This is a genomic window from Microbacterium sp. ABRD28, assembly GCF_003850245.1.
Classification (GTDB): domain Bacteria; phylum Actinomycetota; class Actinomycetes; order Actinomycetales; family Microbacteriaceae; genus Microbacterium.
The window spans coordinates 1021289-1044554 of the sequence record NZ_CP031015.1; the positions used below are offsets into that span (position 1 = coordinate 1021289).

The following is a 23266-nucleotide window of genomic DNA, read 5'->3' on the forward strand; positions in this document are numbered from 1 at the left end:
GGAGTGGATGCCACGCCGCCGGCGACCCGGCGCATCCAGCTGACCCTCGGCAGACCGGCCCTGACGCTGTGGGCCGGCATCCGCCCGACTCTGGTGATCGGAGGCCGCGGGCAGCCGGTCCAGTGGGGTGCGGGCACCTGGCAGGTGGCGGCGGACGAGCCTGTCGAGCTCGGCGTCTACCTCTTCGCCCGCGGCTGGCGATTCGGTGACGCGCAGGTGATCCTCTCCGCGGCCGACCCGCCGACCCTGCACTACCGCGCCCCGATCCTGTTTTTCGGGCGAGGCCGATTCACTTCAGGCTGAGCGCTCCGCGTCGTCATCCTGCGCGCTCAGTCCGACCGGCACCCCGGCCGCGCGACGCGCAGCGCGGTCGACGCGCTGCGTGCGCACGATGAAGATCGTCAGTCCGATCCCGACCGGGATGAGCGCGAGGCCGACGATCCACGCCGCGTCGGCGAGGTACGAGCCCGGATCGGTGAACAACAGCAGCGTGTTCTGCGCGGCTTCGAGGATCGACCCCGCGCGCGCCTCCTCCGCGCCCCACACGATGAGGGTCGGGACGAGGAAGACGAGGATCAGCAGCCACGCGAGGGCGATGTTCGCCCGCCGCACCCGGACGGCGTGCTTCGGCGACAGGTCGTTCATGTTCGCCGCGGCGAAGTCGCGGGGCCGGCGGTAGGCGAAGATCAGCACGACGAGGAGGGTCGCGACAAGCCCCGCGAGCATGCCGAGGAACCAGCCGGCGAGGAACGGCAGCACGAACGGGTGCGGCTCTTCGAACCAGTAGTGGAAGCCGCTCGGCCGACGCGACGAGGCCATCGCGCCGGCCACGGACGGCACCCACGTGGTGACGAATCCCGCGGCGGCGGTGAGGAAGGCGACCACCGGGCTGTAGACCATCGTGCGACGGAGCGTGTCGAGTACGTTGCCGCCGCGGCGCCAGAGCACCTGCGTCACCACGGCGAACGTCGCGAGCATCGGACCCGCGAACATGCCGTTGCCGATCAGAGCGTCTCCGTCGGCATCGGCGGCGGCGAACACGGTGGACACGACGGTGAGGATGACCGCGAGCACCGTCACGGTGAGGACGAACGGGTTGCTCAGAACGTGCCGGAGCGGCGGGAACGGGTTCGGCTCGTTCGATCCGGTCGTGGCTCCCGAGTTCGAGCGCGCGGGTGTGCGTCCCGACGGAGACGGGGGATTCGGCTGACCGGAAGCACGCATCCCGACATCCTCTCAGGCGCCGAGGTGTGATCGTTCACCCCCCATTCACGTGTCGGAGCCCCGCGCGGCCATGACGTGTCGACAGGATGCGGGCATGCGAGAGCGCGCGGCCCTTCGATTCCTCGACCGGCTGAGATTCGGCCCCCTCCACCGGCGGGTGTGGTGGCTGTCGGCCATGGGCATTCTGCTCGACGGCTTCGACTTCTTCATCGTCGGTGTCGCGGTGCCGCTCATCGTCGCCGACTGGGGGATCACCCCGCTCGAGACGGGGCTTCTCACCAGCGCCGCGGTGGTGGGTGCCATCTTCGGCGCGGCGATCATGGGGCCGCTCTCCGACCGCATCGGGCGGAAGCTCGCGTTCCGCATCGACCTCGGCATGTTCGTCGTCTTCGCCGTCGCCTCCGCCCTCGCCCCCGACATCTGGTGGCTGATCGCCTTCCGGTTCCTGCTCGGGGTGGGGATCGGCGCCGATTACCCGATCGCAGCGAGCTACGTCGCCGAGATCTCACCGGGGCGGCTGCGTCCGAGGCTGCTGATCGGAGCCTTCAGCTTCCAGGCCGTGGGGCAGCTCCTGGGTGCGCTCGTCGGGCTCGTCGTCCTCACCGTCGATCCGCACCCCGAGGCCTGGAGATGGATGCTGGCGGCCGGCATCGTCCCGGCGGTCATCATCGTGGCCCTCCGCCGGGGAGTGCCGGAGAGCCCGATCTGGCTGGCTTCCCAGGCGAGATACCTCGAGGCGGCCGCGGTGATGAGCCGGTTCGCCGGGCGCCAGGTCGTCGAGACAGAGATCCGGGATGTCTCGCCCTCGGCGGATCACCCCGTTCTGGTGCGCGCGACGGGGATCGTGCCGACCGTGCGCAAGCGCGCACTGTTCGCGGGCGAGTACCGGAAGGCGACCGCGCTCACGACCGTGCCGTGGTTCTTCATGGACATCGCCACCTACGGGGTCGGTGTGTTCACCCCGACGATCATCGCCGCACTCGCGCTCGGCTCCTCGGCGAGCACCCCGTTCATCGCCGATGACATCACCTCGACCGAGGGCGCCGCCGTGCTCGACCTGTTCCTCGTCGTCGGCTTCGCCGCTGCCATCCTGCTGGTCCGGCGTCTGGGACTCATCCTCATGCAGTCGGTGGGGTTCGTCGTGATGGCGGTGGCCCTGCTCGCGCTCGGATCGACGCAGCTCGTGGCGCCGTCACCGGTGCAGGTGGCGGTCATCTTCCTCGCGTTCGCCGCGTTCAACCTGTTCATGAACGGCGGACCCAACGCCACCACCTTCGCGATGCCGACCGCGGCGTTCCCCGCCGAGGTGCGCGGCGCGGGCGCGGGTTTCGGTGCCGCCGCGGGGAAGGCCGGCGCGGCGGTGGGCACCTTCTTCTTCCCGATCCTGCAGGCAGAGCTCGGCCTCTTCGCCACGCTCTCGATCATCGCCGGCGGGTGCCTTCTCGCCGCCGCGGCGACGATTCTCTTCCGACACCAGGTGCGTCGCGAGCAGGTGATCCGCGATGCCGCGGGCGATGCCGATCTCGTGGGTGTGATCGGGTAGCGGTCTGCGCAGGCGGGGTCAGCCGGCGCGCCGGGCGGGGGCCGGTCGGCCTTTGTCGCCGATCGGCAGCGCGATCGGCGTGGTTTCGGCGACTTCGTCGCTGAACTCCTCCGGCGAGGCCTGAACCACCGACAGCGGGCGGGTCTCGTCGATCGTCAGGCGGAAGCGGGCGTTCTCCCGGCGGTGCAGGCGTCCCGAGACGATGAGCCAGGTGGCACCGATCGCGAAGGCGACGAAGCCCGCGCCCGCGCCCAGCAGAATCGCGGCGCGGGGGCCGAACTCCGCGGCCACCCAGCCGACGATCGGCGCGCCGATCGGTGTGCCGCCCATGAGGATCGCCATGTAGAGGGCCAGCACGCGACCGCGGAGGGCCGGGTCGGTCGTGGTCTGCACGTATCCGTTCGCGGTGGTCAGCATGGTCACGACGGCGAAGCCGGTGAACATGAGCGTCACGGCATACAACCAGTAGACGGGCATGAATGCCGAGACGACGGCGGCCACCACGAACAGCAGCGCGCCGCCGATCACGACGCGGATGCGGGCCCGGTCGCGGCGTGCCGCCAGCAAGGCGCCGAACAGCGACCCGATCGCGAGGATCGAGCTGAGCAGGCCGTACCCGTCGGCGTCCCGGCCGAACTCCAGCGCCATGGTCGAGGCGAAGATCGGGAAGTTCATTCCGAACGCGCCCAGGAGGAACACCATCGAAAACGTCACGATGAGGTCGGGGCGGCGGGCCACGTACCGGAAGCCGTCGGCGAGCCGCGAGGCGCCGGGCGCCTTGATCCGGGGGATGAGTTCGTGCGGGCGGATGAGGGCGAGCGCGACGATCATCGCGAGGAAGGTGGCGCCGTTGAGCAGGAACACCCACCCGGTGCCGACGGCGACGATGACGATACCGGCCACGGCGGGTCCGATCATCCGGGCGCCGTTGAACGACGCGGCGTTCAGTGCCACGGCATTCGAGGCGTTCTCGCGTGCGACCAGATCGGAGACGAAAGCCTGCCGGGCGGGGTTGTCGAACGCGGCGATGACGCCGAGTGCAAGCGCGAAGGCGTACATCAGCCACAGCGTCATCACGCCGACCAGCAGCAGGATGCCGATGACGATGCCGAGCACCATGAGGAGGCTCTGGGTCACCACGAGCAGTCTCCGCCGGTCGAACCGGTCGGCGACCCAGCCGGTGACGCCGACGAGGAGCAGCGGGGGTGCGAACTGCAGGGCCATCGTCACGCCCATCGCCGCGGCGTCGTTGTCGGTCAGCTGCGTGAGCACCACCCAGCTGAGGGCGGTGGCCTGCATCCACTGGCCGATGTTCGACACCAGCGCGCCGATGAACCACACGCGGTAGTTGAAGATCGAGAACGAACGGAACATCGCGCTCATCGGTCGGCCACCTTCCGCATGAGGTCGGCGGCTTCGGCGAGAAGGCGGCGGTCGGCCGGCGTCAACTCCGAGAGAGCCTGCTCGAGCCACGCGTCGCGGCGGCGCACGGTCTCGTCGACGACCTCGCGGCCGGCGGGGGTCAGGGTGATGTTGACCTTGCGTCGGTCGGTGTCATCCGGAGTCCTGGTGAGGTACCCGGCTTCTTCGAGGCAGTTGACCGTCCGGTTCATCGAGGGTGCGGTGACCCGCTCGCGCTCGGCGAGTTCGCCGAGGGTGTGCGAGCCGAACATCTTCAGCACGGCGAGCACGGCGAACTGCCCGTCGCTCATGCTGTCGATCGCGCGTTCCGCGCGAAGCCTGCGGGCGAGGCGGAAGGTCGCCATGCGGAAGTCGGATGCCTCGTCGGACAGGTTTTCGGGGGTGCTCATGCTATTCCTTAGCCTAGCTCATTAGTCTTGCTAAGTGTTGGAGTCGGTGCGAAGACCGCCGGGCAGCACGGGCTCGCGTCGCGACGGCTCTTCCCGTGCCCTGCGCAGCGGCCCGTTCGTCCCCCGTCGCTCCCACGCCGTCGGTCCCACGCCGTCGGTCCCACGCCGGTAGCTCCCACGCCGCCGCTCCCACGCCTCCGCTCCACGGGTCGCCCCCACGTCGATTCGTTCGTCGCAGATGTACGCAAAAGGGGGGTTCCGCCGTACATTTCCGACGAGCGAACGAAGGGAGGGGGCGGGGGCGCGGCGGGGAGCGTCGCGCCCGAGGGGCGAGCGGGAAGGGGCGGTGCGCAGGATGCGAGGCGCGCAGTCGCCGGTGGACACAACCCCCGCCCGCCGCTTCCAAGCCGTTCGTTCGTCGCAGATGTACGCCAAAGGGGGGTCACGTCGTACGCCTCCGACGAACGAACGAACGAATGGAGGGGTGGGAAGGGGCGGTGCGCGAGCGCGAGGGATGCGCGGGCGGGTGCCGCGGCTAGGCTCAAGCCATGCCCGAGTTCATCGACGCACACGGCATCGCGATCGTCTACGACGTCCACCCGGCCGAGACGCCCGCGCCTCGGGCCGTCGTACAGCTGCTGCACGGCGTCGGCGAGCACGCCGGACGTTACACGCGCCTGACGCAGACGCTCACCACCGCGGGGTACACCGTGTACGCCGATGACCACCGCGGGCACGGTCGCACGGGCCTGCGGCAGCACGACGGCGACCACTCCCGACTCGGCCGGCTCGGTCCCGGGGGCATGCCGGCCACGCGCGACGCGGTCTGGCAGTTCACCGAGCTCATCCGCGACGCCCACCCGGACCTGCCGCTGATCCTGCTCGGGCACTCGTGGGGTTCGTTCCTTGCGCAGATGCTGCTCAACCGTCACCCCGATGCCTACGACGCCCTCGTCCTCAGCGGCTCGGCGCTCATGTGGCCCGGGTCGCTGAATCCCGGCGACCTGAACGCGCCGTGGGCCGGGGAGGGTGCGACCGGGGTCGAGTGGCTGTCATCCGACGCGGAAGTCGGTCGTGACTTCCTCGACGATCCGCTGACGACCACGACGCCGCTGCGGAAGCTGTTCGGACTCATCGACTCCGCACGGCTGTTCGAACGCCCGGGCCGCGGACTCGCGCAAGCGGCCGGTCATGACATCCCCGTGCTGCTGATGGTCGGGCGCGATGACACCGTGGGCGGTCCGCGGAGCGTCCATCGCCTCGCCGCGGCCTACCGCGAACGGTCGGGGTTCGCCGATGTCACCACCCTCGTCTACCCCGACGCGCGGCACGAGATCTTCAACGAGGTGGTGCAGGCCGAGGTGCGTGCCGACCTGCTGGCGTGGCTCGACCCGCGCTTTCCCGCGCGGGACTGAGCCGCAGCCCGTCGCCGGCCCGTCGCCGGCCCGTCGCCGTCGTCGGAGAAACGCGCCGTCGTCGCAGGATCCGGGCGGATTCCTGAGACGCTCGCGCGATTCTCCGACGGCGATGACGGAACAGACGAGTGGATGCCGCGATGCGGCCGCCGTACGCGCGACTCAGCCGCGCGCGCGGCGCGGCCGGCGGGTGCCTCGCTGGATGTCGGCGACGGTGCTGCCGGTGGTGAAGCGGGGGGCGGTCTGAGTGCGGGCGCCGCTGCCGGCGGACTGACCGGCGCGGGCACCGTTCTGCCCCGACCGCGCGCCGGCGGTCGAGCCTGCGGCGCGCTCGCCGGACTGCGCGGAGCGCTCGCCCGCCGGGCGCCGTCCGCGGGAGCGACCCCGGCCGCCACCGGCGCCGTCCGCGTTCCGCGCGGAACCGTCACCCGAGCTCGAGCGACCGCGCCCGCCGCTGCCGTTGCCGCTGCCTCCGCGACCCGACGAGGCGACGACCGGCGCCGGGGTGACGTGTTCGGCGACGGCGCCGACGAGCGCGGCGACCGTGGTGTCATCGGCCGCGACCTGCTCGAGGGGTGCGGTCACGTGAGCCTTGCGCAGCAGATCGCCGACCTCGCGACGCTGGTCGGGTGTCGCGACGGTGACGACGACGCCCTCGGCGCCCGCGCGGGCGGTGCGGCCCGAACGGTGCAGGTACGCCTTGTGCTCGACCGGCGGGTCGACGTGCACCACGAGCTCGACCTCGTCGACGTGCACACCGCGCGCGGCGACGTCGGTCGCGACGAGCACGCGCACGCCGCCCTGGTCGGCGGGGGCGCCGAAGGCGGCGAGGTTGCGCTCACGAGCGTTCTGACCGAGGTTCCCGTGCAGGTCGACCGCGGGGATACCCGCGGCGGTGAGCTGCTTGGCGAGCTTCTTGGCCTGGTGCTTGGTGCGGGTGAAGAGGATGCGACGCCCGCGGCCCGACGCGAGGTGGCGCACGAGCGCCGCCTTGCCGTCGGAGGGAACGACGAAGACGCGGTGGGTCATGACGCCGGCGGGGACACTCTCCTCGTCGACCTCGTGGCGCACTTCGTTCTGCAGGAAGCGGCGGACGAGCGCGTCGACGCCGCGGTCGAGCGTGGCGCTGAAGAGCAGACGCTGCCCACCCTGCGGGGTGGCGGCGAGGATGCGGGTCACTCCGGGGAGGAACCCGAGGTCGGCCATGTGGTCGGCCTCGTCGAGCACGGCGATCTGCACGGCATCCAGCCGGACGACTCCCTGCTTCATGAGGTCTTCGAGGCGCCCGGGGCAGGCCACGACGATGTCGACGCCGCGGTTCAGCGCCTGCTCCTGGGGCTTCTGGCTGACGCCGCCGAAGACCGTGGTGACGGTGAGGTTCGCGGCGGCGGCGAGCGGCGCGATCGTCGCGGCGATCTGGGTCGCGAGCTCGCGGGTCGGGGCGAGCACGAGGCCGCGAGGGCGGCGAGGCTCGCGGCGGCCCCCCGCGAGACGGGCGACCAGTGGCAGCGCGAACGCGATGGTCTTGCCGCTGCCGGTGCGGCCCCGGCCGAGCACGTCACGGCCGGCGAGGGAGTCGGGGAGCGTGTCGCGCTGAATCGCGAAGGGCTCGGTCTTGCCGTCCGCGAGGAGGACGGCGGCGAGGTTCTCGGGCACGCCGAGAGAGGTGAAAGAAGACATGGATGCTTTCGATGAGGCCCGGCGCTGCGAAGCGAGCGAAGAGCAGAAGGAGGCGACGGCGCGGGATCGCGCATCGGTTCGCCGTTCGTCGTGTGGCGGATCGGGGAACCAGCCGGTGGCCTCGCGAGAGGCGGAAGCGTGACGACGACGCAGCAGCGAGGACGCTACATCCCGACAGTAACACGCGTCACCGAGAACCCGCTGACACGGGATGCCTCGCGCGACGCCGGCCGCGGCGATGTAGTATCCCCGCCACGGGGAGAGGTCTTGGACCCTCGGTACGGGTCCGCGAGTCCTTCCATCATGGCGGCAGGATCACCTGTTCGCGTCCGTCTCGGCGCAGCGTCGTGGCGGTCGAGGAAGACCGAGGAGTACGGCGATGCGCGACCCATTCCCCCGTCGGCGGATGCCGCGTGTCGTGACGACAGCCATCGTCGCCGTGGTGACGGCTGCGATGGTCGTGCCCGCATCCGCGGCGACGGCCAACGATCGACCGCCGGCCGCACCGCTCCACTCGAATCCGTTCAGCACGACGCTGCAGGCGGCGCAAGGACTGACCGGCCAAGCCCGCACCGATGCCCAGCTGCTCGGGAGCATCCCGTCCGCCGAGTGGTTCACCGGGGGGACGCCCGAGGAGGTCCGCGCGAGGGCCGCGGCGTATGTCGATACCGCCACCAGCGCGGGGGAGACGCCGGTGCTGGTCGCGTACAACCTGCCGTTCCGCGACTGCGAGCAGTACTCCGCGGGAGGTGCAACCGACACGGCTGCGTACACCGCCTGGATCGCGGGCCTCGCAGCGGGTATCGGCAGTCGACCCGCGATCGTGATCCTCGAGCCCGACGGCTTGGGCGTCATCCCGTATTACACGACGATCGGTGGCGTGGCCGAATGGTGCCGTCCGGTCGGTTTCGACTCGAAGACCGCCGCCGCGGATCGCTTCGCACAGTTCAACAGCGCAGTCGACACCCTCGGCGGCCTGGCATCGACATCCGTGTACCTGGACGGCACGCACAGCGACTGGCTGAGCGTGGCCGACATCACCGACCGCCTGCTGAAGGCGGGGGTGCAGCGCGCGTCCGGCTTCTTCCTGAACGCGTCGAACTTCCAGTTCACCGCCAACGTCGAAGCCTTCGGCAGATGGGTCTCCTCATGTCTGACCTACGTCACAAAGGTCAAGCCCGGCGGGTTCAGCGAATGCGGCGACCAGAAATGGAACGGCGGCCCGGCGACCGGCTGGTCGGGGGTGGCTATGACGAACACCGGGCAGTGGAGCGCCGGTGCGACAGACCCCGCCCTCAACACGGCGGGGGTCGACTCGCGTTACGCAAGCATCTTGGCCGGCGTGCAGCCCACCACGCCGTTCGTCATCGACACCAGCCGCAACGGGAAGGGTCCGTGGCAGCCTCCGGCCGGTACCTACCGTGATCCGGAGGTGTGGTGCAATCCGCCCGGACGAGGTGTCGGCGCGCGCCCGACGATGCAGACCGGCAAGCCGCTGGTGGACGGATACCTGTGGATCAAGGTCCCTGGTGAATCGGATGGCCTGTGCTTCCGAGGCACCGGCGGCCCCCTGGATCCTTCGCGCGGGGTGGCGGGACCGGCTGCCGGAGCGTGGTTCCCCGCTCAGGCGCGCGAGCTGGTCTCGCTCGCGCAACCGACGCTGGCTCCCCTCACCTGCACCGTCACCGTCGACGTCACGCGCTCCAGCTCCGGCTTCTCTGCGTCGATGGTCGTCCGCAATGACAGCACGCAGACCCTCCGCTCGTGGGCGTTGCGCTGGAACGCCGATCCCACCCAGCAGGTGCGCCGGGTCATCCCCGGCACCTTCATCCAACAGGGGAGCAGAGTGACGGTGACCCCGCCGCTGTACCTTGCATCGCTCGCGCCGGGCAAGACGACGAAGTTCAGCATCTCGGGGGTGGGCGCGGCCACCGAGCCGTGGCTCGCCCGCGTGAGTGACAAACCCTGTTACACACTGTGAACCCAGTTGCACGCTGGGAACGAGGTGTCATTCCGAAGCGCTGGAGGAACGGGGCTCTCTCCGGCTTTCGCCGTCGCACCACGCGGGGCGGTGCGCGCCACGGTCGTGATCCTGAGCGCCGCGGCGGCGTTCGCCGTTCTCTTCGTGGCCGATCCGGCGGAGGAGCCGGCACGAAACCCCGCACTGCTCATCGCTGTCTTCTCCCTCGCACTGGAGCTGTGTCGTCGACGCGGATGTCGGTCGTGCCCATCACCTCGTCGGCCGGGCTGAAGCGATCGGTGACGGTCGACGCGGGCGACCACCCGGGCGCATCGCCGCTCCGTGTCCTCGGACGGCTGTCGACGTCGGATGCTGTGTGGTCCGTCGTTCCGTTCCTGGCAGCGGCGCTCGCGCGCACGGTCACGCGGATCGCCGTCGGGGCGTCGGAGGCGATCGAACTGGTCTTCATCGGCCTCGGCGCCGGCCTGTGGATCATCGGCTACGGTGCGGGGTGGTCGCTCGGCGCACTGGCCGTCGCCGCCATCGCCACGGCGATCCGCCTCACCAGAGCCCAGCGGGCGGGCCAGGCGGTCTCCTGGTCATGGTGGCTGATGCCGCCGATCCTGCTTCTCATCCCGACCGCACCTGTGCTCATGAGTGCCTACTCCCTGCTGACGGGCGCGTCCTATTCCGGACGCGGCATCGGCCTGCTGATCGAATTCTTCATGGACGACGGCCGCTTCGCGAGCGGCCCGGAGCTCGTCGTCCTCTGGTGCGGGAAGCTGGCATTCGTGGCGCTCGGGATCGGCGTCGCCGCGCTCGCGGTCGATCGCGTGCGGCATTCGCGGGCACGCCGACCCGGGTCCGGGTCGGCATAGGCTGAGGCCATGCACGGCGAGTACAAAGTCCCCGGCGGAAAACTCGTGGTCGTCGACCTCGATGTGCGGGGCGGCCGCATCGCCGACTTCCGCCTCGCCGGCGACTTCTTCCTCGAGCCCGACGATGCCCTGCCCCTCATCGACGCCGCCGTCACGGGGCTGCCGGTCGAGACCGACGTCGCGGGCATCGCCGCCGCAGTCAGGGCGGCACTCCCCGCCGGGGCGCAGCTGCTGGGATTCACGCCCGAGGCGGTCGGCACCGCCGTGCGCCGCGCGCTCGTCACCGCGCCCGGGTGGCGCGACTTCGACTGGGAGGTCGTTCATGACGCCCCGGTCTCGCCCCGGATGAACCTGGCGCTCGATGAGGTGCTCACCGAGCGCGTCGGCGACGGTCGGCGCCGCCCGACCCTGCGACTGTGGGAGTGGAACGAATCGGCCGTCGTGATCGGATCGTTCCAGTCGTATCGCAACGAGGTCGACCCCGAAGGGGCGAACCGTCACGGGTTCGATGTCGTCCGGCGCATCTCGGGCGGCGGGGCGATGCTCATGGGCGCCAACTCGATCGTCACGTATTCGCTGTACGTGCCGGCCTCGCTCGTGGCGGGCATGACCTTCGCCGATTCATACGCCTTCCTCGACGATTGGGTGCTGCAGGCCCTGCGGTCGCTCGGCGTCGAGGCGGTCTACCAGCCGCTCAACGACATCGCCTCGCCAGAGGGCAAGATCGGCGGTGCCGCGCAGAAGCGACTCGCCAACGGCGGCGTGCTCCACCACGCCACCCTCAGCTACGACATGGACGGTCAGGTGATGACCGAGGTGCTCCGCATCGGCCGCGAGAAGCTCAGCGACAAGGGCACGGCGTCGGCCGCCAAGCGGGTCGATCCGCTGCGGCGGCAGACGGGCCTGCCCCGCGAGGCGATCATCGAGCGCTTCATCGAGACTTTCTCCACGCTCTACGGCGCCGAACCCGGCGCGGTCACCGATGAGGAGTACGCCGCGGCTCAGGCGCTCGTCGAGAGCAAGTTCGCCACCTCGGCCTGGCTGCATCGCGTGCCGTGACCACCCCGTCTCCACCCGCAGCGCCGCGGGGCTCGGTCACCGTCCACCACGGCGACAACCTCGACGTGATCCGGAACTTCCCCGACGCGTCGTTCACGCTGATCTACCTCGACCCGCCGTTCAACACCGGACGCATGCGGGAGCGGAGCGTCGAGCGCGCCCGCGCGACCGTTCCCGAGGCCCCGGCGGGCGTCGTCCGGCGCGGGTTCCACGGGCGCGAGTACGAGCGGCTGCGCGGCGACCTCCGCACCTACGACGACCGATTCGACGACTACTGGGGGTTCCTCGAGCCACGCCTGGAGGAGGCCTGGCGCCTCCTCGCGCCTGACGGCACGCTGTACCTGCACCTCGACTTCCGCGAGGCGCACTACGCCAAGGTGCTGATGGACGCCCTGTTCGGCCGCGAGAACTTCCTCAACGAGCTCGTCTGGGCCTACGACTACGGCGCGAAGACGCGGCGCCGCTGGCCGACCAAGCACGACACGATCCTCGTCTACGTCAAGGACCCCGATCGCTACTGGTTCGACTCCGACGGCGTCGACCGCGAGCCCTACATGGCTCCAGGCCTCGTGACCCCCGAGAAGGCCGCGCGCGGCAAGCTCCCCACCGACGTCTGGTGGCACACCATCGTCCCCACCACCGGCCGGGAGAAGACGGGCTATCCGACGCAGAAGCCCGAGGGGATCCTCCGCCGCATCGTGCAGGCCTCGAGCCGCCCCGGCGACCGGGTGCTCGACTTCTTCGCCGGGAGCGGCACGACCGCCGCCGTCGCGGCATCCCTCGGCCGCAATGCGGTGCTCGTCGACGACAACCCTGCCGCGATCGAGGTGATCCGCCGCCGCATCCCCGACGCGGAGCTCGTGACATCCGTTCCTCTCGAACAGGTCGCCCGATCGGATGCCGCCCTGGAGCCGCTCCCGTAGGCTGAGGCCCGTGCGATACGGACTCTTCATCCCCCAGGGCTGGCGCCACGACCTCGTCGACATCGAACCCGCCGATCAGTGGCGGGTGATGCGCGAGCTCGCGCAGCACGCCGACCGCGGTCCGTGGGAATCGCTGTGGGTCTACGACCATTTCCACACCGTGCCTGTGCCGAGCGAGGAGGCGACGCACGAGGCGTGGACGCTGATGGCCTCGTTCGCCGCGGTGACCGACCGAATCCGTCTCGGCCAGATGTGCACGTGCATGGGGTACCGCAATCCCGCTTACCTGGCGAAGGTCGCCGCCACCGTCGACATCATCTCGGGCGGACGCACCGAGATGGGAATCGGCGGCGGCTGGTACGAGCACGAGTGGCGGGCCTACGGCTACGGGTTCCCGAAGATCGGCGATCGTCTCGGCATGCTCGAGGAGGGCGTGGAGATCATGCGCCAGGCCTGGACGACGGGCACCGCCACGCTCCACGGTCGTCACTACGACGTCGACGGCGCGCTCGTGCGCCCGCTGCCCCTGCAGGAGGGCGGGATCCCCCTGTGGATCGCGGGCGGCGGCGAGAAGGTGACGCTCAAGATCGCGGCGAAGTACGCGCAGTACACGAACTGGTCGAGTGAGCCGGAGGAGTTCACCCGCAAGGACGAGATCCTGCGCGCCCACGCCGACGACCTCGGTCGCGACCAGGCCGAGATCGTGCGGTCGGCGAACTTCAACACCGTCATCGGTGAGAACGAGAAGGATGTCGCGGCGCGTCTGGACCGCATCGAGCAGCGTGTCACCCCCTACCTGGGCGATCGCACCGCGGCCTTCATGGCCGAGTACCGCTCCGACCGCGGCCTCGTCGGCACCCCCGAGCAGGTCGCCGAGCGCCTCGCGGCGCTCCGCGAACGCGGTCTCGGCTACGCCATCCACTACTTCCCCGAGCACGCGTACGACCGCTCGGGCGTCAGCGAGTTCGAGCGTCAGGTCGTCTCGGCGCTGCGCTGAGCTTCCACTCTCCCGCGGGCTTCCACGCTCCTGCGGGTCTCAGCCCGCTGTGGATCCGCCCGAGCGCGGATCTCCGCGCGAAGGAGGATGTCCGAGCGGCGCCGCATCACACGAGCGCGGCGACGCTCGCGTAGGCGTCCCGCACCACGTCGGGTGCCGAGGACGGGCCGCCGAAGACGCGCGCCGTGCCCGGGGCGCTCGCCCACGTCGGCCACCCCGGGTCGCGGTCGCGGACGAGTGCCACTGCCGAGCCGTGCACGGCGTCGGCGAGACTGCGGGGCGGGTCATCGCCGGCGATCGCCGACACCCCGTCGAGGTCGAGGCCGTCGAACCAGAACGGCACGTCGAGGCAGTGCAGCGACCATCTGCGGGTCGGCGACGGCCACGAGAAGGCGTACACCCACGTGTCGGCCCCGCCGCGCGCGTCGGCGGCGCGCACTACGGTCGAGCGGAAGATGCTGTCGCTGATGAAGCGTCCGATCACGGCCGCGCCACCCTTGCGCCGCTGCGACCCGTTCGCGGCGAGGTAGGGTCCGACGACCTCGGGATCGACGCCGATCCGTCGCAGCAGGAGCGCCGCCGGAATCAACCGCAGCGGCACGCGGATCCCGTCGGTGATCATCGTGAACTCGTCGTCGGTGGCCCCGACGACGAGCGCCTTTTCTGCGCCCACGCAGGCGCGAAGCGATTCGATCGTCGCCCGGGGGAGGAGCTCGCCGTCGATGACGGGCCCCCAGGGGAGTCCGTCGCGGAGGATGCCGGTCAGCGGCGCCAGCGGATCCCTCGACGCCACCTTCGCGGCATCCCGCTGCAGCGCGAGCAGCCGCTCCTCGGATACGGATCGGAACCCCTCGAGGGTGGCGGCGACGTCCGCCAGGTCGGCGAGGCGCTCCGAGCGCTCCCGGGCGAGCGGCGCCGGGATGTCGCCGAGGGCGGGTGAGAGCGCCCACGCCGCATGGAAGAGGTGCTGGGCGGCCGGCATGCCGAGGAGGGTCAGGACCGCCCCGCCGCCGGCGGATTGCCCCGCGATCGTCACGCGGGACGGATCGCCGCCGAAGTCGCGGATGTGCTGCTGCACCCACTCCAGCGCGGCGAGCCAGTCGCGGACCCCCCGGTTGCTCGGCGCCCCGGGGATCTCACCGAATCCGTCGAAGCCGAGGCGGTAGGAGACCGTGACGGTGACGACCCCGTCGCGGTTGAATGCGCGCCCGTCGTACCAGGGGCTCGCCGGCGACCCCGAGGTGAAGCCGCCGCCGTGGATGTAGACCAGCACCGGCAGCGCCGCGTCGGCGTCGCCGGGGCACGGGGTGAAGACATTGACGTTCAGGGTCGACTCGCCCTCGACCGAGGGCTCGGGGATCAGCGTGATCCCGGTGTCGCCGCGCTGAGCGGTGGCACCGTATGCCGTGGCGTCGCGCACACCGTCCCACGGTGGGACAGGGGAAGGGGGTGCGAAGCGCCTCTCGCCGACAGGCGGGTCGGCGAACGGGATGCCGAGGAACGCTGCGGATGATCCGGGATCGCCCGGCTCTCCCCGCCACAGGCCCCGCACCGCGCCGCAGGAGAGGCTGATGACCGCATCGTTCACGCTGGTCATCGTACGGCGTCCGTCGTTCGCCACCACAGAGCAGAAAACCTCCACGTGGAGGTTTTCTGCTAGCCTCGCCTCATCGTCCCGATCGGTCGACAGATCGACGTGAGAAGAGAGGTCGCGATGGCGCATCCGGAAGTCCTGCCCGAAGCGTCGGTCCAGCTGTACACCCTGGCCGAGCAGTTCACCGCCGATCCCGGCCGGTCTCTCGACCGCCTCGCCGAGATCGGGCTGCGTCACGTCGAGGCGTTCGCGTTCGTCGACCGGCCCGACGAGATCCGCGCGGCTCTCGACGCCAGCGGGCTCGACGCCCCGACAGGGCATGCGCCCCTTCTCAGCGACGAGCTGTGGACGCCGGACGGCGCCATTCCCACTCCGGCGCCTGAGATCGTGCTCGAGGCCGCCGCGCGGATCGGCCTGCAGACCGTCTTCGACCCGTTCGTGCCGGTGGAGCGCTGGCTGACCGAAGACTCGGTGGCCGAGCTCGCGGAGCGCCTGAACCGCGCCGCCGACCTCGCCGCGACCTTCGGGCTGACCGTGGGCTACCACAACCACTCCCAGGAGTTCGTCGCGAGCTTCGACGGCGTCACCGCCTACGAGCGCTTCATCTCCCTCACCGATTCACGCGTCGCCCTCGAACTCGACCTGTACTGGGCGGCCGCCGGCGGGCAGGACGGCCCCGCCCTCGTGTCGCGCCTGGGTGAGCGGCTGCAGGCCGTGCACGTGAAGGACGGTCCTGTTCCGGCATCCAATCCCTTCGCCCCCGATGCTCCCGCCTTCGGCTCCGGCGCGCTCGAGCAGCGTCATGCCGGCACCGGTGAGGTGCCCCTGGCCGCGGCGCTCCGCGCCGGCGAGGGCGCGATCCGCTACGCCGTCATCGAGTACGACAACCCGCCGGGCGACGTCTTCGACGACATCGCCGCCAGCCTCGCCTTCCTCCGCGACGGGGGGTTCGTGCGATGAGCGGCGCGGTCGGCGTCGGCGTCATCGGCGCCGGGGTCATCAGCGACACCTACCTCGAGAACCTGCAGTCCTTCCCCGATGTGGACGTCGTCAGCGTCGGCGACCTCCTCGTCGATCGCGCCGAGGCCCAGGCTCGCAGGCACGGCGTCCCCCGCTGGGGAAGCGTCGACGATGTGCTGGCGGATCCCGACGTGCAGGTCGTCGTCAACCTCACGATCCCCGCCGCGCACATCGAGGTGTCGATGCGTGCGATCGGGGCGGGCAAGCACGTGTGGACAGAGAAGCCGATCGGTCTCGATCGCGACGGCGCCGCCGAGCTCCTCGCCGCCGCGGCGGCGGCCGGACTCCGGGTCGGTTCCGCCCCCGACACCGTCCTCGGTCCCGGTTTCCAGACCGCCAAGCGCGCGATCGCCGCGGGCGTCATCGGCGAGCCGCTCTTCGCGCAGACGGTGTTCCAGACGCAGGGGCCCGACCTCTGGCATCCCGCACCGCAGTTCCTCTTCGCCCGGGGCGCCGGGCCGCTCCTCGACATGGGCCCGTATTACTTCACGGGACTCGTCAGCCTCTTCGGCCCCGTCGACCGGGTGTCGGCCGTCGGCCGCAAGGCGCGCGCTGAGCGCGTCATCCACACCGGGCCGAACGCCGGCGCGACGTTCCCGGTCGAGGTGCCGACCACCGTGCAGGTGGTCATCTCCTTCGAGAGCGGTCGGCAGGCGCAGAGCCTGCTGAGCTTCGACTCGGCGCTCGAACGCACGGGCGTCTTCGAGGTGCACGGCACCGAGGGGTCGATCGTCCTGCCCGACCCCAACCAGTTCGCGGGGCGGATCGCCTACGTCACGCCGCTGGGGGTTCTTCGCGACGGCATGAGCGTCGAGCAGGAGTGGATCGACATCGCGCAGGAAGGCGTCGTCGTGGGGCGCGGGCTCGGCCTGCTCGACATGGTGCGCGCGATCGCCGAGGGGCGTCCTCACGTCGCGAGCGGCGACCTGGCGCTGCACGTCCTGGACGTCATGCTGTCGGCGGAGCAGTCGATCGAGACCGGCGAGTCGGTCCGCGTGGCGAGCACCGTCGACCCGGTGCCCGTCATCGACGGGGACTTCGACCCCCTCGCCCGGACCCTCTGAGGAGATGGCCGCGGAGTCGGCGTCGCCGGGGAGCCGGGGCGCCTCACCGAAGGGCATCGCGCGGCGGCAGGAGATCCTGGACCGCGCGATCGAGGTCTTCGCGCAGCGAGGATCGGACCGCACGAGCCTCCGCGCGATCGCGACCGAGGTCGGGGTGACCCACGCCGCCCTCCGCCACTACTTCGGGTCTCTCGAGGAGCTGCTCGTCGAGGTGTACCGCCAGGCCCAGCGCGATCATGCCGTGGAGCTGTCGGCCGGGATGACGCCGACCGAGCTCATGCGGCTGTCCGCCGAGCGCAACCGCGAGATCCCGGGTCTCGTGCAGCTGTATTCGACCCTTGTCGCGACCGCGCTCGAGGACGGCCGCCCCATCGCCCGCGACTTCGTCGCCGCGCGGTTCGAGCGCCTCCGGGAGGAGCTGGCCGAGCAGGTGCGCCGCACGCAGGCATCGGGCCGGATCCGCGCCGACGTCGATCCCCACGAGGTGGCTGCTCTCGTCATCGCCGCTTCCGACGGCCTGCAGTCGCAGTGGCTGCTCGAGCCGACTCTCGACTACGAACGCATCCTGGCACTGCTGGACCGGCTTCTCTCGCAGTGAGCTCCCGCCCGGGCGGGGTTCAGGATGCGAGGAACTTCAGCAGCGCCTCGTTGACCTCATCGCCGTGGGTCCAGAGCATGCCGTGGGGGGCTCCCTCGATCTCGACGTAGGTCGCATCCGGGAGCATCTCGCGGAAGCGCCGCCCCGTGGCATCGATCGGCAGGATGTTGTCGGCCGTGCCGTGGACGATCAGGGTCGGTACGTCGATCTTCTCGATGTCGGCGCGGAAGTCGGTCGGCCAGGTGAGCGGCGCCGCCGCGATCGCGGTGTTACCCGCGCGGTTGGCGGTCTGAACGCTCGCGTCGACGGCCTCCTGCGAGATGCGGGAGCCGAGGTGCTCGTCGAGGTTGTAGAAGTCCGTGAAGAATCCGGTCAGGAACGCGTAGCGGTCGTTCTTCACCGCTGCGGCAGTCTCATCGAAGAACTCCTGCGGGGCCGCGCCATCGGGATTCTCGTCCGTCTTGAGCAGGAAGGGCTCCAGGGAACCGAGGAAGGCGGCCTTGGACACCTGGCCGCTGCCGTACGTCCCCAGGTAGCGGGCGATCTCACCGGTGCCCATCGAGAAGCCCACCAGCACGGCGTCGGCCAGGTCGAGGCGCTTCATCAGCGCGTCGAGGTCGGAGGCGAAGGTGTCGTAGTCGTAGCCGGAGCCGACCTTGCTCGAGGCGCCGAACCCCCGACGGTCGTAGGCGATCACGCGATAGCCGGCATCCAGCAGAGCCGCCTGCTGCTTGTTCCACGATTCGCTGTCGAGAGGGAAGCCGTGGATCAGCACGACCGCCTGACCCGACCCCTGGTCGGTGTAGAAGAGCTGGATGTCCGACGAGTTGTCCGTTCCGACGGTGACGAAAGCCATGCGGGTTCCCTACTGTTCACGATGTGCACCGGTATCGACGAGCGCCGCGGCGCCGACCGTCAGCGTAGAACGGCGGAGGTGGTGGCGGGAGGTCTTGCGCGCCGCCGGGCGGGGGAGTAGGCGTCACGCCTCGCGGCGCGCGCCCTCGGCGGCGGTGACCGCGAAGATCGTCGGTTCGTCGAAACCGCTGCGGGCGAAGGCCCTCGTCACGGTGTCGGTCACCTCGGGAACGCGGTCGCGGTCGACCAGCGCGATCGCCGCGCCGCCGAATCCGCCACCGGTCATCCGCGCTCCGATCGCCCCCGCCTCGAGCGCCGCATCGACGGCGGTGTCGAGTTCCGGAACCGAGATCTCGAAGTCGTCGCGCATCGATGCGTGCGACGCGACGAGCAGCTCGCCGATCGATCGAGGACCGTCGGCCCGCAGCATCCGCACCGTGTCGAGCACCCGCTGATTCTCGGTCACCACGTGTCGGACACGCCGGAAGGTGACGTCATCGAGCTCGCGCTCGGCGCGGGCGAGGTCGCCGACCCCGAGATCGCGGAGAGACGCGACACCGAGCGCCGCCGCACCCGCCTCGCACGAGGCGCGGCGCTCACCGTACCCACCCGAGGCGTGGGAGTGCTGCACGCGGGTGTCCATCACGAGCAGGGTGAGCCCCGCGGCATCGAACCCCAGGTCGACGATCTCGACCTCGAGGCTGCGGCAGTCGAGCAGGATCGCCGCGTCGGCGGCCCCGAGGATCGAGGCCATCTGGTCCATGATGCCGGTGGGGGCGCCGACGGCCTCGTTCTCGGCACGCCGTCCCGCGCGCGCCAGGGCGGGCCGATCGAGACCCAGCTGCCACAGATCGTTCAGTGCGATGGCGACGGCGCCCTCGATCGCCGCCGACGACGACAGGCCGGCACCGACGGGCACGTTCGATGCGATGGCGATGTCGAGCCCGGTCGCGTGGGCCGCTGCGGCATCGGGGGCGGACTCGCCCAGTGCCCAGGCGACGCCGAGCGGGTAACGTGCCCACTCGGTGATGCTCTCGCGGCGGGCGGGGAAGAGGGTCGGAAGATCGTCGAGCGCGACGACCACCGGCTCGTCGGCGAAGGTCGAGGTGACCCGCAGCACCCCCTCGGTGTTCGGGGCGACGGCGGCCGCCGTGCGATGAGGGATCGCCAGCGGCAGCACGAACCCATCGTTGTAGTCGGTGTGCTCGCCGATCAGGTTGACGCGCCCGGGCGACGACCAGACACCGGCAGGCGCGGCGTCGGTGAGGCGGGCGAGGGCGTCGAGCGCCGCGTCGCGGGGGGCCGGGGTCGCGGCCATGGCGGGGGAGGGGTTGGTCACAGGGTCACCTCGGGAACGGATGCCACGGCCTCGCGCAGGCGCTCGGCGGCGGACTCGGGCGGGATGTCGCCGATCCACGCCCCCATCGCCGCCTCGGAACCGGCGAGGAACTTCAGCTTGTCGGCCGCGCGACGCGGCGACGTCAGCTGGAGGTGCAGGCGCGCGCTGTCGCGCGCGACGTGGACGGGGGCCTGGTGCCAGGCGGCGATGTAGGGGGTGGGGGAGTCGTACAGGGCGTCGATGCCGCGGAGGAGGCGGAGGTACAGCGGCGCGAGCTCATCCCGCTCGGCCGCCGTGGTCTCGGCGAAGTCGGCCACGTGGCGATGGGGGAGCAGGTGCACCTCGATCGGCCAGCGGGCGGCGAAGGGCACGAAGGCCGTCCAGTGCTCGCCGGTGAGGATCACGCGGTCCGATGCCCGCTCGCGGTCGAGGATGCGCGCGAACAGATCGGGTCCGGTCTTCTCGATCGAGCGCAGCAGCGCCTGCGTGCGCGGGGTGACGTAGGGGTAGGCGTAGATCTGCCCGTGCGGGTGGGCGAGCGTGACGCCGATGGCCTCGCCGCGGTTCTCGAACGGAAAGACCTGCTCGATTCCGGGAAGGGCCGAGAGAGCGGCCGTGCGATCGGCCCAGGCCTCGATGACCGTCCGCGCACGGATGGGGGTCTGCGTGCCGAACGAGCCCTCGTGGGCGGGGCTGAAGCAGACCACTTCGCAGCGGCCGACCGAGGTGCGGGTGCGGCCGAGCGAGAGCTCGCCGAGATCTTCCAGGTCGAGCGGCGGGTCGACGGCGGCGGGAGCGTCGCCGTGCGCGGTGCTCAGGGCCGGCCCGAACGACGGCGACCGGTTCTCGAAGACCGCGACGTCGTAACGCGAGGGGATCTCCGACGGGTTGGTGGGCGTCTGCGGCGCGAGGGGATCGAGCTCGGCCGGCGGCAGGAAGGCGCGGTTCTGGCGGGAGGCCGCCACCGAGATCCAATCGCCGGTCAGGACGTCCAGCCGCATGGTCGCGGTCTCGGGGCGAGGGTCCAGGGCGCGCGCGTCGACGGACCGCTCCGGGCCGAGGGTCGTGTCGGGGTCGTCGAAGTAGATCAGCTCGCGTCCATCGGCGAGGCGGGTCGAGCGCTTGGTGACACCTCCGGTCAGGTCCTCGACATCGGGGGTCGTCGACGGGGCGTCGGGGGCGCCGAACTCCTGCATGTTCACGTCAACACGATAGCCGGAGGGTCATGGTAACGTCAACATGCTCCGAATTGCCGGAGTTGTGTCGGTGGGAGTGGGCATGCGTCGAGTGTCGATGGCCGATGTCGCCGCGGCGGCCGGGGTATCGGGTCAGACCGTCTCCCGGGTGGTGAATGCCAGCCCGCGGGTGGATCCGGCCACGCGGTCACGGGTCGAGGAGGCCATGGCCCGGCTCGGCTACCGCCCCCACCGGGCAGCGCGGGCTCTGCGCACCGGCCGCACTCAGACGATCGGCCTCGTCGTGGCCACCCTCGGCACCGTGGGGAACTCCCGCATGCTGCAGGCTGTGGCGGCGGCCGCCGCCGGGCGCGGGTACGGCCTGGCCGTCGCCACCGTGGCCGGACCGGAGTCAGCCGACGACGCCTTCGCGCGACTCGCCGATCAGGGGGTCGACGGCGCCGTCGTGCTGAACGAGGCGACGCCGTTCGCCGCGGCGGTTCCTGCCGCCGCGGGCTTCCGCCTCGTCCTCGTCGACGCGCCCGTCGTTCCGCGACCGAGCGGGGGAGAGTCGTCGGGAGTGCACGTCGTCCAGACCGACCACGCGGCGGGCGCCTACGAGGCCACCGCCCACCTTCTCTCCCTCGGTCATCGTCGTATCGCGCACATCGCCGGGCCGTCCGACTCGTTCGCCGCCGCGGAGCGGGAGCGGGGATGGCGGCGGGCCCTCGCCGAGGCCACGCTGCAGCCGGGCGCGCCGGTGCGCGGCGACTGGAGCGCAGCATCCGGTCATGCCGCCGCCGGCAGCCTCGGCGATGCCACCGCCGTCTTCGTGGCGAACGACCAGATGGCGCTCGGCGCCCTGCGGGCCCTGGCCGACGCCGGCCAGGAGGTGCCGCGCGATGTCAGCGTGGTCGGCTTCGACGACATCGCCGATGCTGCGCAGTACCGTCCTCCGCTGACGACCGTTCGTCAGGACTTCGATGCCCTCGGTGCGAGGGCCGTCGCCGTTCTCATCGACGATGTCGAGTCGACGGGTGTCACGGCACCGATGGTCGAGACGCTCACTCCGACGCTCATCGTCCGAGCCAGCACCGCTCCTCTGCGCTGACCGGATCAGACGGTCGCGGCGCGTCGCGCCTCCCACCCGGTGCGGACCATCTCGTCGACGCTGTAGCGCATCTTCCAGTCGAGGTCGCGGGCGGCGAGCTCTCCGGTGGCGACGATGCGGTCGGGGTCGCCGGGGCGGCGAGCGCCGATCTCGGGCGTGAAGTCGATACCGGTGACCCGTGCCATGGCGTCCATGATGTGGCGCACCGACAGGCCGTCGCCCGAGCCCAGGTTGTAGGCGGCCTCGACAGGATCGCCCGCGGTCAGGCGCTGCGCGGCGACCGCGTGCGCGGCGGCGATGTCGGCGACGTGAACGTAGTCACGCACGTTCGTGCCGTCGGGGGTGTCGTAGTCGGCGCCGTTGATGCGGGGGGTGCGTCCCTCGATCAGCGCTTCGAAGACCAGCGGGAAGAGGTTGTGCGGTGAGGTGTCGTAGATCGCGCGGTCGCCCGAGCCCACCACGTTGAAGTAGCGCAGCGAGGTGTGGCGAAGGGGAGCGGCCGTCTCGGCGGTGGCGACCGCCTGATCGCGGATCAGCCACTCGCCGATCAGCTTCGACTCGCCGTACGGGCTCGCGGGGCGCTTGGGGAGGTCCTCGGTGACGAGCGGCACGTCGGGGGTGCCGTAGACCGCGGCGCTGGAGGAGAACACCAGGTTCGCCACCCCCGCCGACTCCATCGCCTCGAGGACGATCCGCGTGCCCTCGACGTTCTGCGCGTAGGTGTGCAGGGGCCGCTTCACCGAGACGCCGGCGTACTTGAAGCCCGCGACGTGGATGACGCCCGTGACGGCGTGGTCGCGGAGGGTCTGCTCGACGAGCTCGCGGTCGAGGATGCTGCCCCGCACGAACGGGACGCCGTCGGGGACGAATCCCGGGTGACCGCTGGAGAGGTCGTCGATGACGACGGGGGGAAGGCCCGCGGCATCCAGAGCTCTGACGATGTGCGCGCCGATGTAGCCGGCTCCGCCGGTGACAAGCCAAGACATGGCTCCATCCTGCCGCACGCGGTGGCAGAGCCCG

The 23266-nt window shown here is 71.0% G+C and carries 21 protein-coding genes; 12 read left to right on the forward strand and 9 right to left on the reverse strand.

Annotated elements, in window-relative coordinates:
- Positions 1–3 precede the first annotated feature (3 nt).
- Positions 4–303 (forward strand): hypothetical protein, encoded by a 300-nt coding sequence (locus DT073_RS05060; RefSeq protein ID WP_124292398.1) that lies wholly within the window; start codon positions 4–6, stop codon positions 301–303.
- Here DT073_RS05060 and DT073_RS05065 read toward each other — a convergent pair.
- Positions 295–1224 (reverse strand): hypothetical protein, encoded by a 930-nt coding sequence (locus DT073_RS05065; RefSeq protein WP_124292399.1) that lies wholly within the window; start codon positions 1222–1224, stop codon positions 295–297. The two genes, DT073_RS05060 and DT073_RS05065, sit on opposite strands and share 9 nt — an antisense overlap.
- 94 nt (positions 1225–1318) lie before the next feature.
- On the opposite strand from DT073_RS05065, the gene DT073_RS05070 reads away from it, so the two are divergent.
- Positions 1319–2767 carry an MFS transporter gene (locus tag DT073_RS05070; RefSeq protein ID WP_164478149.1) on the forward strand — a complete coding sequence of 483 codons (1449 nt, stop codon included), beginning with the start codon at positions 1319–1321 and terminating at the stop codon, positions 2765–2767.
- An 18-nt stretch (positions 2768–2785) separates the two neighbouring features.
- On the opposite strand, the gene DT073_RS05075 is transcribed toward DT073_RS05070, so the two are convergent.
- Both DT073_RS05075 and DT073_RS05080 read right to left on the reverse strand, forming a co-directional pair.
- Entirely contained in the window at positions 2786–4150 is a 1365-nt protein-coding gene (locus tag DT073_RS05075) for an MFS transporter (protein WP_124292401.1), read from the reverse strand.
- Positions 4147–4578 (reverse strand): MarR family winged helix-turn-helix transcriptional regulator, encoded by a 432-nt coding sequence (locus DT073_RS05080; protein WP_240638777.1) that lies wholly within the window; start codon positions 4576–4578, stop codon positions 4147–4149. The genes DT073_RS05075 and DT073_RS05080 overlap by 4 nt, the downstream gene beginning before the upstream one ends.
- Positions 4579–5126: 548 nt before the next feature.
- Between DT073_RS05080 and DT073_RS05085 the strand changes: the two genes are divergently transcribed.
- The gene (locus DT073_RS05085) at positions 5127–5993 is read left to right on the forward strand and encodes an alpha/beta fold hydrolase (protein ID WP_124292402.1); all 867 of its coding nucleotides are present in this window, start codon (positions 5127–5129) and stop codon (positions 5991–5993) included.
- A 162-nt stretch (positions 5994–6155) separates the two neighbouring features.
- On the opposite strand, the gene DT073_RS05090 is transcribed toward DT073_RS05085, so the two are convergent.
- Entirely contained in the window at positions 6156–7673 is a 1518-nt protein-coding gene (locus tag DT073_RS05090) for a DEAD/DEAH box helicase (RefSeq protein ID WP_124292403.1), read from the reverse strand.
- 379 nt (positions 7674–8052) lie between these two features.
- On the opposite strand from DT073_RS05090, the gene DT073_RS05095 reads away from it, so the two are divergent.
- The 5 genes from DT073_RS05095 to DT073_RS05115 all read left to right on the forward strand — a co-directional run bounded on the left by DT073_RS05095 (position 8053) and on the right by DT073_RS05115 (position 13490).
- Positions 8053–9654 carry a glycoside hydrolase family 6 protein gene (locus DT073_RS05095; protein WP_124292404.1) on the forward strand — a complete coding sequence of 534 codons (1602 nt, stop codon included), beginning with the start codon at positions 8053–8055 and terminating at the stop codon, positions 9652–9654.
- Between the two features lie 242 nt (positions 9655–9896).
- On the forward strand, positions 9897–10511 hold the full coding sequence (locus DT073_RS05100; protein ID WP_124292405.1) for a hypothetical protein: 615 nt from the start codon (positions 9897–9899) through the stop codon (positions 10509–10511).
- Between the two features lie 9 nt (positions 10512–10520).
- Positions 10521–11570 carry a lipoate-protein ligase LplAB gene (gene lplAB / locus DT073_RS05105; protein ID WP_124292406.1) on the forward strand — a complete coding sequence of 350 codons (1050 nt, stop codon included), beginning with the start codon at positions 10521–10523 and terminating at the stop codon, positions 11568–11570.
- Positions 11567–12493: a DNA-methyltransferase gene (locus DT073_RS05110; protein WP_124292407.1), complete on the forward strand. Its 927-nt coding sequence runs from the start codon at positions 11567–11569 to the stop codon at positions 12491–12493. The genes lplAB and DT073_RS05110 overlap by 4 nt, the downstream gene beginning before the upstream one ends.
- A 10-nt stretch (positions 12494–12503) precedes the next feature.
- The gene (locus tag DT073_RS05115; protein WP_124292408.1) at positions 12504–13490 is read left to right on the forward strand and encodes an LLM class F420-dependent oxidoreductase; all 987 of its coding nucleotides are present in this window, start codon (positions 12504–12506) and stop codon (positions 13488–13490) included.
- Positions 13491–13596: 106 nt separating this feature from the next.
- Here DT073_RS05115 and DT073_RS05120 read toward each other — a convergent pair whose 3' ends face one another.
- Positions 13597–15087, reverse strand: a complete 1491-nt coding sequence (locus tag DT073_RS05120; protein ID WP_124292409.1) for a carboxylesterase/lipase family protein — start codon at positions 15085–15087, stop codon at positions 13597–13599.
- A 117-nt stretch (positions 15088–15204) separates the two neighbouring features.
- On the opposite strand from DT073_RS05120, the gene DT073_RS05125 reads away from it, so the two are divergent.
- The 3 genes from DT073_RS05125 to DT073_RS05135 are packed head-to-tail and all read left to right on the forward strand — an operon-like array spanning position 15205 to position 17766.
- Positions 15205–16044, forward strand: a complete 840-nt coding sequence (locus DT073_RS05125) for a sugar phosphate isomerase/epimerase family protein (RefSeq protein ID WP_124292410.1) — start codon at positions 15205–15207, stop codon at positions 16042–16044.
- Positions 16041–17168: a Gfo/Idh/MocA family protein gene (locus tag DT073_RS05130; protein WP_124292411.1), complete on the forward strand. Its 1128-nt coding sequence runs from the start codon at positions 16041–16043 to the stop codon at positions 17166–17168. Before DT073_RS05125 ends, DT073_RS05130 begins: the two co-directional genes overlap by 4 nt.
- A gap of 4 nt (positions 17169–17172) precedes the next feature.
- Positions 17173–17766, forward strand: coding sequence for a TetR/AcrR family transcriptional regulator (locus DT073_RS05135; protein WP_124292412.1), 594 nt, complete (start codon positions 17173–17175; stop codon positions 17764–17766).
- 19 nt (positions 17767–17785) lie between these two features.
- Here the strand turns inward: DT073_RS05135 and DT073_RS05140 are convergent, their stop codons facing one another.
- From DT073_RS05140 to galT, 3 genes are all read right to left on the reverse strand, one after another.
- Positions 17786–18622: an alpha/beta fold hydrolase gene (locus tag DT073_RS05140; protein ID WP_124292413.1), complete on the reverse strand. Its 837-nt coding sequence runs from the start codon at positions 18620–18622 to the stop codon at positions 17786–17788.
- 123 nt (positions 18623–18745) lie between these two features.
- Positions 18746–19939, reverse strand: a complete 1194-nt coding sequence (gene galK / locus DT073_RS05145; RefSeq protein ID WP_124294364.1) for a galactokinase — start codon at positions 19937–19939, stop codon at positions 18746–18748.
- A 17-nt stretch (positions 19940–19956) separates the two neighbouring features.
- Positions 19957–21156 carry a galactose-1-phosphate uridylyltransferase gene (gene galT, locus DT073_RS05150; RefSeq protein WP_124294363.1) on the reverse strand — a complete coding sequence of 400 codons (1200 nt, stop codon included), beginning with the start codon at positions 21154–21156 and terminating at the stop codon, positions 19957–19959.
- 43 nt (positions 21157–21199) lie between these two features.
- Here galT and DT073_RS05155 point away from each other — a divergent pair, with 43 nt between their 5' ends.
- Positions 21200–22246, forward strand: coding sequence for a LacI family DNA-binding transcriptional regulator (locus tag DT073_RS05155; RefSeq protein ID WP_240638778.1), 1047 nt, complete (start codon positions 21200–21202; stop codon positions 22244–22246).
- Between the two features lie 5 nt (positions 22247–22251).
- On the opposite strand, the gene galE is transcribed toward DT073_RS05155, so the two are convergent.
- Positions 22252–23232, reverse strand: a complete 981-nt coding sequence (gene galE / locus DT073_RS05160; RefSeq protein WP_124292414.1) for a UDP-glucose 4-epimerase GalE — start codon at positions 23230–23232, stop codon at positions 22252–22254.
- Positions 23233–23266: the final 34 nt, after the last annotated feature.